At 65.9% G+C, this 14,853-nt stretch carries 13 protein-coding genes, 1 tRNA gene and 1 pseudogene; 11 read left to right on the top strand and 4 right to left on the bottom strand.

Translation table 11 applies throughout. The features are described from left to right. Positions 1 to 15 precede the first annotated feature (15 nt). Positions 16 to 1,464 (top strand): Ig-like domain-containing protein, encoded by a 1,449-nt coding sequence (locus J4G12_05365; GenBank protein MCE2455233.1) that lies wholly within the window; start codon positions 16 to 18, stop codon positions 1,462 to 1,464. After that, positions 1,461 to 2,867 (top strand): L-seryl-tRNA(Sec) selenium transferase, encoded by a 1,407-nt coding sequence (gene selA / locus J4G12_05360; protein ID MCE2455232.1) that lies wholly within the window; start codon positions 1,461 to 1,463, stop codon positions 2,865 to 2,867. Before J4G12_05365 ends, selA begins: the two co-directional genes overlap by 4 nt. Positions 2,868 to 2,908: 41 nt before the next feature. Here the strand turns inward: selA and J4G12_05355 are convergent. Continuing rightward, a pseudogene (locus tag J4G12_05355) lies at positions 2,909 to 3,520 on the bottom strand (PorT family protein). Positions 3,521 to 3,914: 394 nt separating this feature from the next. After that, the gene (locus J4G12_05350; GenBank protein ID MCE2455231.1) at positions 3,915 to 4,205 is read right to left on the bottom strand and encodes a hypothetical protein; all 291 of its coding nucleotides are present in this window, start codon (positions 4,203 to 4,205) and stop codon (positions 3,915 to 3,917) included. A 631-nt stretch (positions 4,206 to 4,836) separates the two neighbouring features. On the opposite strand from J4G12_05350, the gene J4G12_05345 reads away from it, so the two are divergent. The 5 genes from J4G12_05345 to purH all read left to right on the top strand — a co-directional run bounded on the left by J4G12_05345 (position 4,837) and on the right by purH (position 8,843). Beyond that, positions 4,837 to 5,013 carry a hypothetical protein gene (locus tag J4G12_05345; protein MCE2455230.1) on the top strand — a complete coding sequence of 59 codons (177 nt, stop codon included), beginning with the start codon at positions 4,837 to 4,839 and terminating at the stop codon, positions 5,011 to 5,013. Between the two features lie 281 nt (positions 5,014 to 5,294). Next, a complete protein-coding gene (locus J4G12_05340) occupies positions 5,295 to 5,621 on the top strand; it encodes an iron-sulfur cluster assembly accessory protein (protein MCE2455229.1) in 327 nt (108 codons plus the stop codon). Between the two features lie 101 nt (positions 5,622 to 5,722). Further along, positions 5,723 to 6,379: an MBL fold metallo-hydrolase gene (locus J4G12_05335; protein MCE2455228.1), complete on the top strand. Its 657-nt coding sequence runs from the start codon at positions 5,723 to 5,725 to the stop codon at positions 6,377 to 6,379. A 17-nt stretch (positions 6,380 to 6,396) separates the two neighbouring features. Next, positions 6,397 to 7,029: a phosphoribosylglycinamide formyltransferase gene (locus tag J4G12_05330; protein MCE2455227.1), complete on the top strand. Its 633-nt coding sequence runs from the start codon at positions 6,397 to 6,399 to the stop codon at positions 7,027 to 7,029. Continuing rightward, positions 7,026 to 8,843, top strand: coding sequence for a bifunctional phosphoribosylaminoimidazolecarboxamide formyltransferase/IMP cyclohydrolase (gene purH, locus J4G12_05325; protein ID MCE2455226.1), 1,818 nt, complete (start codon positions 7,026 to 7,028; stop codon positions 8,841 to 8,843). The genes J4G12_05330 and purH overlap by 4 nt, the downstream gene beginning before the upstream one ends. An 86-nt stretch (positions 8,844 to 8,929) precedes the next feature. Here the strand turns inward: purH and J4G12_05320 are convergent, their stop codons facing one another. Together J4G12_05320 and J4G12_05315 are read right to left on the bottom strand one after the other, a co-directional pair. Continuing rightward, positions 8,930 to 9,154 carry a hypothetical protein gene (locus J4G12_05320; protein MCE2455225.1) on the bottom strand — a complete coding sequence of 75 codons (225 nt, stop codon included), beginning with the start codon at positions 9,152 to 9,154 and terminating at the stop codon, positions 8,930 to 8,932. A 298-nt stretch (positions 9,155 to 9,452) separates the two neighbouring features. Beyond that, positions 9,453 to 9,535 (bottom strand) — tRNA-Ser (locus J4G12_05315). A 129-nt stretch (positions 9,536 to 9,664) separates the two neighbouring features. Here J4G12_05315 and ispG point away from each other — a divergent pair. The 4 genes from ispG to J4G12_05295 all read left to right on the top strand — a co-directional run bounded on the left by ispG (position 9,665) and on the right by J4G12_05295 (position 14,853). After that, a complete protein-coding gene (gene ispG, locus J4G12_05310; GenBank protein ID MCE2455224.1) occupies positions 9,665 to 10,891 on the top strand; it encodes a flavodoxin-dependent (E)-4-hydroxy-3-methylbut-2-enyl-diphosphate synthase in 1,227 nt (408 codons plus the stop codon). Between the two features lie 81 nt (positions 10,892 to 10,972). Next, positions 10,973 to 12,196 (top strand): efflux RND transporter periplasmic adaptor subunit, encoded by a 1,224-nt coding sequence (locus J4G12_05305; GenBank protein ID MCE2455223.1) that lies wholly within the window; start codon positions 10,973 to 10,975, stop codon positions 12,194 to 12,196. A gap of 24 nt (positions 12,197 to 12,220) precedes the next feature. Further along, on the top strand, positions 12,221 to 13,399 hold the full coding sequence (locus J4G12_05300) for an efflux RND transporter periplasmic adaptor subunit (protein ID MCE2455222.1): 1,179 nt from the start codon (positions 12,221 to 12,223) through the stop codon (positions 13,397 to 13,399). Further along, the gene (locus J4G12_05295; protein MCE2455221.1) at positions 13,399 to 14,853 is read left to right on the top strand and encodes a TolC family protein; all 1,455 of its coding nucleotides are present in this window, start codon (positions 13,399 to 13,401) and stop codon (positions 14,851 to 14,853) included. The genes J4G12_05300 and J4G12_05295 overlap by 1 nt, the downstream gene beginning before the upstream one ends.

Here is a 14,853-nt window from a genome sequence, read left to right as displayed (position 1 = left end):
GACGGGAAGACGGGGGTGAGTGCGAGGACGGGGATCCGCCCTAACGCTGCCGGATTCGTGGCGGTTCTCGCCTTGGCCGCGCTCGCGGCGGCCTGCGCCCGACAGGGGCCGCCGCCGGGCGGCCCCGAGGACCTGAGGCCTCCCGTGATCGTTGCGACCGTTCCGGAGAGTTTTGCGACCGAGACCGAATTCGACGGCCCGGTGCGCTTCGAGTTCGACGAGAGGATCAGCGAGCGCGTGGCGGGCGGGGAGATGGACCGGGCCGTGATCGTCTCGCCCCGCACGGGAGGCGTGAGGGTGAATCACGGCCGGGGAGGGCTCTCGGTCGAGCTCGACGGCGGCTTTCGGCCCGACCGCGTCTACCGCGTGACGGTACTGCCCGGCATCTCCGACCTGTTCGGGAACGCGATGCGCGATCCTTTCGAGATCGTCTTCTCGACCGGACCCGAGCTCGCGCCCACGGTCGTGGCGGGCATGGCCTGGGATAGGATCCAGGGAGGACCGATCCGGGGGGCCGAGATCTTCGCCACCCCGGCAGGGGGCGGTGATCCGTTCGTGGCTCGAAGCGACGAGGAGGGTATCTACGCGCTTCGTTACTTGCCCGAGGGCGTGTATGCGCTTACCCCGTTCCTGGACCGGAACCGGAACGGGGAGCTCGACGCCATGGAGCCGCAGGGCCGGGTCGACGTGGCTCTCGGCGCCACCGACACCCTTTTCCTCAACCTGCCCGTCCTCGCCGCCGACACGACGCCGGCGGTCCCGGTTTCGGTGACGCCTCTCGATTCGGTGACGCTCCTCGTGGAGTTCGACGACCACATGGAAGCCGAACTAGAGCAGCCGCTCGCCTCAGCCTCTGTCCTCCGGGTCGTGGACTCGACGACGCTGGAGGTGGAGGAGATCCTGCCCGAGCTCGCGTACTCGGACTGGGCGAGCGGCGTGGCGGACTCGCTCTTCGTTGCGGATTCGATAGCTGCGGTCGAGAGTGCCGTGGAGGACTCGATCCGGAGGGCGGAGCTCGCGCTTGCGGATTCGCTCGCGCCGACGTCCGACTCCATCGCCGCTCCGGACGACTCCGCTGCAGTGCCGTCCGACACCGAGGCCGGAGTCGCGGTCGATCCCGCGGCGGCCGCCGAAAGCGAAACGACCGGGGAGGAGCCGGAAACGGTGGCGGAGTCGGTCGAGGACCCCGGCCCTCGACCCCCGGTCGCGGTCGACGGAAGACCGGCGAGCCGACCGCCGCCTCCCGACGCCGTGCCCACCTATAGAACAGGGCCGGGCGGGGAGAGGCTTCCTTCACTGGTGATGGTCGTTCGGCTTCTCGATCCGCTCCAACCCGGTACCGTGTACAGCGTCTCCGTCTCCGGAGTGATGAACATCAACGGGGTCTCCGAGGGCGGCGGGGCCGCCACATTCGAGACCGAGGCGGAGGACACGACGGGAGACGGCGGAACCCCGCCAACATGACCGATCCGCGCCGACTCGTCCCCGCAATAGAGGCTCTGCTCGGCACCGAGGCCTTCGAACGGATCGAGGCGAACCACGGTCGGACCCAGGCGGTCAGGGCCGCGCGGGCGGCTGCGGAAATGCTCCGACACGAGCTGGCGGCCGGCACTGCGGACGCCACCTCCTCCAACGATCCCGATTCGCTTGCGGAGCTGGCGGAGGAGCTGGCGGAGGAGTGGCTGAAGGAAACGGAGTCACCTTCGCTTCTTGGGGTGATCAACGCCACAGGAGTCGTGATCCACACCAACCTGGGCAGAGCTCCGCTCCCGAGGGCAGCTCGCGCAGCCATGGCCCGAGCGGCCACCGGCTACTCCAACCTCGAGTACGATCTCGAAAAAGGAGAACGAGGTACCCGCTACCTCCACTGCGCCGAACTTCTCCGGGAACTGACCGGCGCGGAGGACGCGCTGGTCCTCAACAACGCCGCCGCGGCTCTCGTTCTAGCCGCGAACGCTCTCGCCCCCAACGGCGGCGTCGTGATCTCTCGCGGCGAGCTGATCGAAATCGGCGGGGGATTCCGTATCGCCGAAATCGTCGAACGCGCCGGGGTCCGGCTGATCGAGGTGGGAAGCACCAACCGCACCCGGCTAGCGGACTATCGGGACGGATTGGCGGTTCCCGGGGCCCGCCTGCTGCTCAAGGTGCATCGCTCCAACTTCCGCGTCTCTGGGTTCACCGAGGAGGTCGGGGTCGGCGACCTCGCCGCGCTTGCCCGCAGGAGGGGTCTTCCCCTCGTCCACGACCTGGGATCGGGGCTGCTCTCAAGGCGGGCGGCGCCCTGCCTGGATGAGTCCACTCCCTCCGAGTCCGTCGCCGCCGGGGCCCAGATCACCATTTTTTCCGGCGACAAGCTCCTGGGGGGACCGCAAGCGGGGATCGTCGTCGGGAGCCGGGAACACGTCGGGCGCATGCGGCGGAACCCGCTCTGTCGCGCTCTTCGGGTTGACAAGGTCACGCTCGCGGGGCTCGAGGCCGTGCTGCGACTCCACCGCGATCCCGAGTGGAGCAGGACCGAAGTGCCGGCGCTGAAAATGCTCACCGTCTCCAAGGCATCCCTTTGGCGGGCTGCCGAAGCGATCGTCGCGGAGCTCCGCACCAACGGTGTCGGGGCGGATGTGCGAGAAGTCACGGGACTTGTCGGAGGAGGAGCCTGCCCGGATGCGCACCTTCCCGGCCACGCCGTATTCCTCGATCCCGCAGAGGGAGATCCCGAAACCATTGCCGAAGCCCTTCGCCAGGGAGAGCCGCCCGTTGTCGCCCGCATTGTCGACGACCGACTGGTGCTCGATCCGCGCACCGTCCGCCACTGCGAGCAGTCCGGGGTCGCGCAGGCCGTGGCTCGGGCGGTGGGAAAGCTGGAATAGCCGGTCGCCCGCTTCGGAGCGGGGGAAGTTCGGCCGAGCCGAAAGTCCACTCCGGCCCGCAGCACGAACGACCGATGCCTGGCGGTGATGTGCTCCTCGGTGTTGTTGATGTCCAGGAGACCCAGGTTGTAGAGACCCTCCACCATCAGTTTGGAGGATCCGATGTCGAAAACCATCCCCGCTCCCCCGGTCAGGAGGAAATCGTTCTCTCGATATACCGCGTCGACCATCTCGCAGGATGACCGTGAATGGATATTGGTATAGCACGCGGTGCGGAATCCCATGGTCGGCCCGGCGAGGAGATAGCCGGGGCCCAAGGACGTCCTGCCAAGCAGCGATACGTCGACGTAGTCGTAACCCCAGGTGGCGTCGTAGAACACATCGTAATCCACGAGCTTGAGCTTCGCGCCTCGTTGGGTGTACCCGATCTCCAAGAAAATCGCCCGAGGATCGCTGAAGGTATAGCCGAGCAACGCGGCCGCGTGCGCTCCGAGCTTGGGAGACACTCCCCTCAGCCAGGGGAGCTCGGGAGTGATCCGCATGGTGCGCACGGTCACCCCACCCCTCACGCCCAGAGTCAGCTGAGCGCAAAGTGGGCTCCATCCCGCCGCGAGGATCGCTGCCAGGATCAGGATCGGTCCGCGAATTCTCATCTTGCCCCATTGTTGAGTCGGGTCCGGTCCCAGCGGATCAGGATGCTCCGACCGCTACCCCTCGGGAACCGCGGTGATCCCCGTGGGGCCGAACGCGGAGACCCAATTGACCGCCCGGAGCGTAGCGACAGACAGTCGGTCAAGGACTGCGGGCCGAGGTTCTTCGAGACGCGAACGGAGGGGGGTGGACGGGTGTGTCGTGCTGGCTGCTGGAATGGAAACCCGGAATGTGGTCGAGATCTCACGATCCGTTTCCGCGTCCGAAAAAACGGACCTTGCCACCCCGGCGGAAACCTGTTAAGCTCCTGCGGGCTGTATCATGGTCATAGTGACCTTCGAACCGTCACTACCTTTTACATGGGCCGAATGCTCGGGAGATGAAATGCTACCCCCCCTAATTGAGCTGTTCGCCAAGCTCATCCCGCCGATTATGCTCGCCGTGGTCGCTCCCCTCCCACTCATCGGTGCCCCGGCTGGTATCTCTCCGCAGACCCTCGAGGATGATCTGGCCGTGAATCGGGAAGAGGTCGCCGTTCCCGATCATGGCTCTGCGGTCATCCCAACGAAGGGCGGTGATCGTCAGCGTCTCCGCGTCGAGATTTCGCACGCACCCGTGAGTGCTCTGGCGAATATGGAATACCAGGGCTGCTCCGCCGTCTCTCAATTTCAGGCATGACGAGGTCATCCGAGCCCTCTCGTACCCTGATGGCGTCTAATGCATCAGTGGCCGTGGACGGTGCCGATTTCATGAGTTCTGTCAAGGATCTTGTCAATTGTCTCATTAAAGAGATTTTCGCCTGCTCACCGAGGTTGCGGCACCCGCTCGATCAACTGCAAGGTGAGTGGGTGCAGTCCGAGGTTGCGACATGACGTTGGACACCAAGACCATCACTCGTCCCTTTCCGAACGTGGTTCGGGTTACATGGACCATACTAACTTTCGGTTCCGTGATTGCGGGAGCCATTGGCGTTGGCGGCGCGGTTGGGCAGGTCATAGCCCTAAGCGTGATGGTTCCGTGCCTCGTCGTTGGCACGTTCGTCTGTCTGACACGGTTGGGAGTGCTTCTCCGATGCCTGCTCCAGGTTTGGGCGACCGGCTTCTCGCTGGAAGGCCTGACGCAAGAGCTTGAGGTATGGTTTGAGCACCCCAAGGAGACAGAGTCATGAGTCCGAAGGGGTGGTTCGGCCTCGTCGCAGGGCGAAACCGGTGTGACCGTCGAACATCGGCGGTTCACCCAGAGCGGTGCCGGCTCCCTTCTTTCCGTAGTCCGACGGGTCGCTAGCACGAGCTTCGATCCGGTGAGTATGGATATGCGCATGACCGACAGAGAAGGGCCCCGCGAGATACATCGGGTGCAGCTCGATGGAAGGGAAGCCGTTGTCTGGACCATCACCAATGCGTGGAGTCCTCCGGGAGCTATGCAGGAGCGCATGGTCGACATCGAAATCATGACGAGCACGGGCGGTCCACCGACCCGGCCCTCATCGACGTAGTCACGTCCGACGGCAGGTACGTAGGCACCTTTCCGGCCGGCGCTACCGCGATGCTGGCGGCGTTCGGCCCCGACGGTCTAGCGGCGTTCGTGGAGATCGACGACCTCGGACCGGCATGACCGGGCTAGCCGGGGGGCGTTCCATTCGCTACCCCGGAATCACCGTGTCAAATCGGAATCACCGTGTCAAATCGAAATCACCGTCTTGACGACCGCCCTCCGTCCGGCGACCTTTGTCCTCCCGGCCCGACCCGGCCGTTCGACGCGATCCCGGACAAGCCCATGCTGCAACTGACCGCCGCCGCCACCTCGAAGGTGCACGACTTTATGAAGGAGCACGGCTCCGACACCGACACCGGCCTCCGCGTGGCGGTGCTTCCCGGAGGGTGCTCCGGGTTCCAGTACGGTCTCAACATCGAGGACGGCCCCGAAAGCGACGACGAGATCCTCAGGATCGACGGCGTGCAGGTCTTCGTGGATCCGTTCTCGGCGCAGTACCTCGATGGTGTCGAGATAGACTATGTGTCGAGCTTCATGGGACAGGGGTTCGCCTTCCGCAACCCGAACGCCTCCGGAGGCTGCGGTTGCGGGAGCTCGTTCACGGTCTGACGCCGTACCTGCGGGCTCCCGCTTGGTCGCGATCCCTCGGGCGTCACTCCTTTTCGACGTCCTCCGCAGACGGTACCCCGCAACCTCTTACCGCTCATGAGATGCGTGTAGAGCGCTTTCCCGCCGGGGTCTTCGACCAGAACACGTGGCTGGCCTGGTGCCCGCACAGCCTTGACGCCGTCGCCATAGACCCGGGCGCGGGCGCGGGCGACATGCTTCGAAAGGTCAACGAGGACGGCCTGAACCTAGTCGCGGTCCTTCTGACTCATGCCCACGCCGATCACGTGGAGGGCCTCGCCCCGGTTCGGGACCGCCATCCGGAGGTGCCGATTCACCTCCACCCGGCGGACCGTCCGCTCTACGACTGGGCGGTCGTACAGGCCGCGCATCTCGGTGTCAAGTTGCGACCCCCGCCGCCCCCCACGCACGAATTGGCCCACGGGCAATCGTTCAGGGTCGGGGAGAGCTCCTTAGAGGTGAGGCACGCGCCAGGCCACTCCCCGGGCCACGTGATTCTGGTGGAGGAAGACGCGCGAAGCTTCGCCATCGTCGCCGATGTGGTCTTCAGCGGTTCCATCGGTCGCACCGATCTTCCCGGAGGCGATCACGCCGTCCTGCTGCGCACGATCGCGGATGAGATTCTGACCCTCCCCGACGCTACGGTTCTCCACACCGGGCACGGACTCTCCACCTCGGTGCGCGAGGAACGAGCGCACAACCCTTTCCTGCAAGGACTCTGCCCAAGCCCGGGCAGGTGAATCGACGGGCGGAGCCGGTGGGCGACGCCGCGAAGGAGTTGCGCGTGGTCGTCTTCGCCTCCGGTAGCGGCAGCAACTTCGAATCCCTCGCCGCCTACGAACCGCCCGTAAGACTCTGGCGAGTGGTGGCACTCGTCACCAACCGGGCCGGAGTCGGCGCGACCGTCCGGGCGGACCGGCTCGGCATCCCGGTGCGCGTCGTTCCGACTGCGGGGCGGACTGCGGAAGAGGTCTCCGGGGCGACACTGAGCGCGCTCTCCGATCTGCGGGCCGACATCGTCTGTCTCGCCGGATACCTGCGTCTGGTGCCCGAAGCCGTGATCGCACGCTTTCGGGGACGGATCGTGAACATTCATCCCGCGCTCCTTCCCAGGTTCGGAGGAGAAGGCATGTACGGGATTCGCATTCACCGTGCCGTTCTGGAGGCGGGCGAGAGGGTGACCGGTGCGACGGTCCACCACGTCACCGAGGAGTACGACAAGGGTCCCGTCATCGACCGGGAGGAAGTGCCGGTCCTTGAAGGAGACACCCCCGAGTCGCTCGCAAGACGGGTTCTCCGGGTCGAGCACCGGCTTTATCCGAGGACCTTGGACCTGCTGGTACGGGATCTTTCGACGAACGCCGCATCCGACCTCCACATCGCCAAATGAGCAGAGCCGTGAACCGCGCTTCCCCCGAAAACCGTATCCCGGCAGAGAGTCTTTCTGCGTCCGGCGACAAGAGAAGAGCCTTGATTTCGGTCTCGGACAAGGCGGGGGTCGTCGATTTCGCCCGCGGCTTGGCCGAGAGGGGCTTCGAGATCGTCTCCACGGGGGGAACGGCAAGAGCGCTTGCCGAGGCCGGACTGGCGGTCACGGAGGTGGCGAACGTGACCTCGCACCCGGAAATGATGGACGGAAGGGTGAAGACCCTCCATCCCGCCGTCCACGCCGGCATTCTCTGCCGCCGCGACCGCGAAGACGACACCCGGGAGATGGAGCGGGCGGGCTATGTTCCCATCGACCTTGTAGCCGTCAACCTCTATCCCTTCGGCGAGACGGTGGCCCGAGGCGCTGACCGGGACCGGATCGTGGAGGAGATCGACGTTGGCGGACCTACCCTCCTGCGGGCCGCCGCGAAGGCTCACCGCGACGTCTGGCCGGTGCCCGATCCCGCATACTACTCCCGGGTCCTGGAGGCGCTCGACGCACCCGGTGCCGCCCGCTTGCGCGTCGAGCTGGCCAGACGCACCTTCGCTCACCTCTCCGAGTACGACTCCGCCATCGCCGAGTGGTTCGCAGAGCGGAGCGAAGCGGATGCCGACGGGGCCGCCCCCGAATCGGGCCCCGCTTCCGAAAAGGCAGCTTCCGAACCGGCCGTCTCCGGGCCGGACCTGGCCCTGCCTCCCGAGCTCGACCTCCGGCTTTCGGGCGGTATCCACCTCCGCTACGGTGAGAATCCCGACCAGCCCGCCGCGTTCTATCCGGAGGCCGTCGGAGCAGGGGCTCCCTTCGAGCAGCTCCACGGCAAGGCCCTCTCGTACAACAACCTCCTGGATCTCGACGGTGCGTTGTTCTCTCTTTCGCCGTTCGCCGGTTACCACGGTCCCGCCGTCTGCATCGTCAAGCATGCGACGCCATGCGGGATCGCCATCGGAGACACGGTGGCGGATGCCTATTCGAAGGCCCTGCGCACCGACTCCGAGAGCGCCTTCGGCTCGGTCGTGGCCGTGAACACGGTCGTCGACGAAGAGTGCGCCCGGCTGATGTCGAAGCTCTTCATCGAATGCATCGCCGCCAGGGGATACGCTTCCCAGGCTCTCGACCTGCTCAGCCGCAAGAAGAACCTGCGGCTCCTCGTCCACGGAGATCGGTCGCGAGTGAGAAGCGGCCGGCCCGACTCAGCGAGCCGGCTTTCGTTGCGATCGGTCTGGGGAGGCGTGCTGGCTCAGCGGGGATCGGTCCCGCCCGGGTTCGATCCGGCATCAACGGAGAGATCCGCTTCCGACGCCCCTACGGCAAAGAGAAGGAACCTATCTGCAGGCGAGAATGGCTCGCCGGAGGGGAACGTCACGTCAACCGAGAGTTCCTACGGCTGGGAGGTGATGAGCGTCCGCCCGCCTTCACCCCGGGAGGAGCTCGATCTGCGCTTCGCTTGGTCGGCCGTCTACGGAGTAAAGTCGAACGCCATCCTGATCGCCGGACGAGGGGCCTCGCTTGGGATCGGTGGCGGGCAGACGAGCCGAGTGGAGTCGGCCAGGGCGGCCGTCGAGCGAGCGCGGAGAGCCGGCCTCGACCTGACGGGCTCCGTGCTGGCATCGGACGGCTTCTTCCCGTTCCGCGACGGTGTGGACGCCGCCGCCGCTGTCGGCGTGACCGCCATCGTCCAACCCGGCGGTTCGAAGCGCGACGGAGAGGTAAGCGCCGCGGCCGACGAGCACGGCATCGCCATGGTGCGCACCGGGCGCCGGCTCTTCCGCCACTAGCCACCCATGGATCGTCCGGCGCGAGCATGGAGGGCGGCCAAGAACCGCGCCGGTAGGGCTGCCGGGGCGCTCGGCATTGTCGCAGGCTAGTACGGTTGCCAGGTCACCGACATCTTGATGCGCCGCCCCTTGTGGCTGTGGGTGAAGCCGTCGTAGGCGACCGCGCTCAACCTATCGGCATGATTACCGGCCGATGCGCGCGCCTTCCATCGGGGCAGAGGAGGCGCGATGGGGTTGTTCCAGTTCAACCTGCCCGCGCCCTGCTGCTCACCGAAAACCTCGGCGCCGTTCACCTCGAGAGCTCTTACCACGAAGTCGACCAGGTAGGTGACGCCCGCCCCCAGCGAGACTATCCTCTAGCCGAGTTCCAGATGCGTGCTCATGTGGACGTCCACGCCCGCAAGCCGTACCCCCCGGCCAGTTCACGTTCTTGACCTCTATCCGCTCGAGCGCGGTCACCTCGCACGTCCCGGTCCCCCGTCCGTCCGGGCAGGGTCCCGAGACTGAATGGGTTCGAGCATCGACGCCTCCTTGTGTACGGTTCTCGTTTGCGGCTCTTCGGCCTGCCTCATGCAGGCCGGCAGTCGGGCGCAATTTCGGACGAGCCAGCGGAGGGGGCGGGATTCGAACCCGCATGGGCTCTCGCCCGCCGGTTTTCAAGACCGGTGCATTAGCCGTTCTGCCACCCCTCCGAAGCTTCGGGGTACGTAAGTGTTCGCGCCCCCGGCGATCCGCTGCCCAAGGGGCGTCCGATCGCTACGTGATATGGGGAACCTCCTTCCGGCGAATATCATGGATTCACGGGCACGAAAGTTAGTATCATGAACGGCAATATGAGGCACCAGACCAACGCCGTCGATGTGAGCGGCGTGACCGTCGGCGGCGGTGGCCCCGTCATCGTGCAGTCGATGACCAACACCGACACCGCCGACCCCGAGTCCACGTTCGATCAGGTCCGTCTTCTGGCCGATGCCGGCAGCGAGATCGTCCGCATCACCGTCAACAACGACGCCGCCGCTCGTGCCGTCCCCGAGATCGTGGCGCGCCTTCGAGACGCCGGATACCGAACTCCTGTCGTCGGGGACTTTCACTACAACGGCCACCTTCTCCTGACCCGCCATCCCGAGACGGCGCGGGCGCTCGCCAAGCTGCGCATCAACCCAGGCAACGTGGGGGCGAAGCGGCGAGACGAGAACTTCGCCCGCATCGTCCAGGTCGCGATCGAACACGACAAGCCCGTGCGCATCGGTGTCAACTGGGGTTCTCTCGACCAGCGCCTGCTTACCGAGATGATGGACGAGAACGCCAGGAGATCCCAACCGAAGGACGCCGGAGCGGTCGTGCTCGACGCCATGGTCGAGAGCGTGGTCCGTTCGGGGGAGCTCGCCGAGGAGACCGGACTCGCCGCAGACCGGATCGTGGTCTCCGCGAAGGTATCCAAGGTGCGGGAGCTGATCTCCGTCTACCGAAAACTGGCGGCCCGAGCGAGCTACGCCCTCCACCTCGGTCTTACCGAAGCGGGGATGGGGTCGAAGGGGATCGTGGCCACCGCGGCCGGGCTCTCGCCGCTACTGCTCGACGGCATCGGCGACACTATCCGGGTCTCGCTCACCCCTCGGCCCGGGGGCGACCGCTCGGAAGAGGTCCGCGTCGCTCAGCAAGTCCTTCAGGCCCTCGACATCCGGCATTTCGAGCCGCAGGTCACGGCCTGCCCGGGCTGCGGGCGCACGACCAGCACCTTCTTCCAGGAGATGGCCGAGCAGATCACGGCGCACATTCGAGACTCGATCGCCGAGTGGCGGGTCGAATACCCCGGCGTCGAGGAGATGAGTGTCGCCGTCATGGGTTGCGTGGTGAACGGTCCCGGCGAATCGAAGCACGCCGACATCGGTATCTCGCTGCCGGGAACCTTCGAGGAACCCAAGGCGCCGGTCTATGTGGACGGTCGCCACGAGACAACCCTCAAGGGGTCGGGCCTCATCGAAGAGTTCAAGGGAATTCTAGACCGTTACGTCAGCGAAAGGTACGGGGGCAGTGCGGGCGCCTGACGGGACGGCTAGGGACGGGCACCGCGCCGATGTCCCGAAACGACGCTTACGTGAAGGGCCTTTACCGCTAAGCTACCTGTCATGAGCACACCATCTTCCTCGTCTAGCACCAGGTCGTTCCTAGTTCTGGCTGCGGCCTTCCTGTCGGTCGTGGCCGCCGTGGCGTGGAGGCTGCACGTCACCACAAGGCCCGACGAGGAGGAAGAGCAGGTTCTCGGCGCGCCCGAGGATGAGGCGCCGCCGCCCGAGGTCGCGAGCGCGGAGCTCTTCAGCGCCGACAACCCCACGCCGGTGAAGGGCGTCGAGGTCGTGCGCGACACGCTCTGGATCCAGGTCGGTGCGGCCGGCCGGATAAGAGCTTTGCGGCGGCAGGCTCTTGAGGCTCGGGTACCGGGCGAGTTGCTCTCGCTCGCGGTCAGGGAGGGCGAGCTGGTGAGACGCGGGCAGACGCTGGCGGTCATCGACTCGACAGAGACCCTGCTCGAACTAGCCACGGCCCGCGTGCAACTGCTCGTTGCGGAAGCCGAGTACGACCGGCTGATCGAATCCGGTGACGAGAACGACTCCCCGTCGGTGAAGGAGAGTCGTGCGAACGCGGCTGTCGTCATGAGCGGGTTGGAACGGGAGCGAGCCAATCTGGCGAGGGTGGAGCTCAAGCTCGCGCGGAGCGTCGTCACCGCGCCGTTCGCGGGGAAGATCGCCGACATAAGGGTCGCGGTGGGAGAACGGATCGACCCCGGAGCCGAGTTGCTCACGGTGCTGGACATCTCCTCGGTGGAGGTGGAAGTCGAAGTGCCCGAGGGCGAGCTCAACAAGTTGGAGGCTGGGAGGCGCGCCCGGGTCAATCTCGCGGCGTATTCCGGCGACACGCTCGAGGCGCGGGTTTCGAGAGTGAATCCGGTGATCGACTCCCGGGAGCGGACGGGCAGGGCGGTGCTCAGCCTTGCCAACCCCGATCTGCGCTTATTTCCGGGTATGCACGCCCGCGTGCTGCTCGATGTGGAGGCGCTTCCGGACCGCCTGGTCGTTCCTCGCTCGGCGGTCCTGCAACGCTCGGAGACCTTGGATCGCCACGTCGTTTTCATCTATCTTCCCGAGGGTGACTTCGGCTTCAGCGACTGGCGTTACGTTAACCTGGGGCGAGAGAGCATCACGCATGTCGAGCTGGTGCGGGAAGGGCCCGAAAACGGAATCGTGGACCCGGGCGAGATCGTTCTGGTTGACGGACACCACTACCTCAGCCACCAGACCAAGGTCAGACTCGTGGACGACGTCGCTGCGGCGGGAGGAAGACCGACCAGATGATCGCAATCAAGAGGACCCCATAAGATGTCGATATTCAAAGCCGTGCTCGGCACCGTCGTCGTTGCAGGCGCCATCGCTGCCGGGATCTGGTGGTGGAACAACCGCGACCCGGCGGACGGCGGCGACGATTCCGACCTCTTCCCACTCGACCAGATGGAGCAGGAAGGCGAGGGGCTGGTGGCGAGCGCGTCCCAGGTCACGGGAGCGACGGCCGTTCGCGACACGCTCTGGATCGAGGTGGAATCGAGCGGACGCGCCGAGGCCTTCCGCCGGGTGACGCTCCGAGCGCAAGCCGACGGAATCGCCATGGCGGTCAACCTCCGCGAGAATCGGTTCGTGAGAGGAGGCGATCTCCTGCTCGCGATCGACACCACCGAATACGCCATGGAGGTGGCCCAGGCGGAGTCCGATTTGCAGCGGGCCTACGCCGACTACAGGGAAATAACGCTCTTCGACGATCGCACCGAGGACCCGGAGCTCAGGGAGGAGCGCGAGCGCAACGCTCTGGCGCGAAGCGGCCTCGAACAGGCCCGCGTCTCCCTCGACCAGGCGAAAATGCGGCTGGGTCGCACGCGGCTGGCAGCCCCCTTCAGCGGTCTGTTGGCCGACGTGAAGGTGGTCGAGGACCAGTGGGTGTCGAGCGGCTCGGACGTAGTGACCATCATAGAGCCGCACCCGGTCAAGATGGAGGCTCAGGTTGTGGAGGGCGACCTCGGTAGGGTCAGGGAGGGACGTGCCGCCACCATGACGTTCGCGGCCTTCCCCGAAGAGGTCTTCACGGGAACCGTGGCCACCATCAACCCGCTCGTGGACCCCGAACTGAGGACCGGGAAGGTCACCATTGTCGTCGCGAACCCGGATCTGCGGATCAAGCCGGGGATGTATGCGGAGGTGTCGATCGCGGCCGAAGCGCTGCCCGACCGCATCATCATACCCAAGGCCGCGCTTCTGGAACGCGGAGAAGGCATGCGTCGCTTCCTCGTCCTCGTCTACGAGACCGACGAGAACGGCGAAGGCGTCGGCCGCTATCGATACGTCAACCCCGGCAGAGAGAACGCCACTCACGTCGAGATTCTGGCCGAGGGACCGGAAACCGGCATGATCGAGCCGGGTGAGATCGTGCTTGTCGACGGCCACCACTTCCTCGGCGACGGGGTACCCGTCACGCTCGTCGAGGACGACGGGAACGGAGGAGAGGAATGATGCGCATCGGAACACGCCTTGGAAGGCCGGCCCGGTCCGGGGCCTCGGTCCAGGTGACTCTTTTCGGGGCCGGAACGCTCGCCATTTTACTGGCCGCAGCGGCACCCACCAGAGCGATGGCCCTCCAGTCGGCCGCGGCGGAGTCCGCCGACACCGTGCACCTCACGCTCGAACAGGCGATCTCGGAAGCGCTCACCAACAACCCGACCTACCGCAGAGCCGAGAACGATCTCCGTCTGAACCCGGTGGAGAGTCGCAGAACGCTCTTCGATCAACTCCTACCGCAGACCCGCCTCTCGCTATTCAACACGAACTTCTCCGGGAACCTCCAGCGTATCGCCACCGACAACTTCGGCGATCCGATCTCGCGCCCCGACGCGAGATGGACCTACTTCTCGGGAACCACCCAGTCGCTAAGCGTGGGCTGGCAGACCCAGGGGCTCGACGTGTTCCACCGGCATCGCGGCCAGCAGCTCACCAACCGCGGACGCGACCTTTCACTGCGGAGAGCCGACCTCAACCTCAAGGTCGCGGTCGAGAGGTTCTATCTCGAGGTGCTCAGACAGGTGGCGGTCGTGGAAGCGGAGACCGCCTTGGTGGAGGCTCGCGCAAACGACCTCGAGGCGGCGCAGGAGCTCTACGCGCTCGCGCTCAGGTCCCGCGTGGACGTTCTCCAAGCGGAGCTCGCGGTCGAGCAGCAACGGGCGACTTTGCACCGAGCTCAGGGCGACTACGATCAGGCCGTTCTCGCGCTGGCGTCCTACATCGGGGCCGATCCCTCCAACACCTTCGTCCTGCCTGACGCTCCCACGCCGGCGTTCGACCCCTCGGCGTTCGACGCGGACGAGCTTGTCGCGCGCGCCTTGGACGGGAACCCCAGCATGCGGGAGGCCAGGCATTCGCTCGCCCAGGCGAGACTGGGCCTGGACCGGACGAAAACCCGCTGGTGGCCCAACCTCTCCCTCAGCGCAAATGTCTACCGGCGGTCGCAGGGCACCGAGCGCACCTCGCTCTTCGATTTCAGCTTCGACGAGGATCTCGACTACAGCTTCTACGTCGGGCTCTCCTTTCCCTTCCTCGACAATTTCTTCGGCGATCAGGTGAACGACGAGAGCGCTTCGGTTTCGTACGTCAACCAGGCGGAGGCGGAACGCGAGACGCGGCTGGAGGTCGAACGCACCGTGAGGAGTGCCCTTCTGGCTCTGGAAAACCAGTGGCAGACGCTGACGCTCGAGGAGGAGGCGCATCGGATCGCGGTCGAAGCGCTGGAACTGGCCCGCGAGGAGTATAGGTTGGGTGCGCGTTCATTTACCGACCTGCGCGCCGGCATCGAAGCCGAGGCCACGGCCCGCAGGAGCGTGATCACGGCGGGGTTCTCCTTCCACGAAGCCCTTATCTCCCTGGAGGAGGCGGTCGCCGGGCCGATCAGGGCGGAAACGCCGAGCGGAAACTAG

This window comes from Gemmatimonadota bacterium (genome assembly GCA_021295815.1).
Classification (GTDB): Bacteria; Gemmatimonadota; Gemmatimonadetes; order Longimicrobiales; family Gaopeijiaceae; genus JAGWBQ01.
The sequence above is the reverse complement of the archived record's forward strand: the minus strand, read 5'-3'. Positions and strand labels throughout refer to the sequence as shown.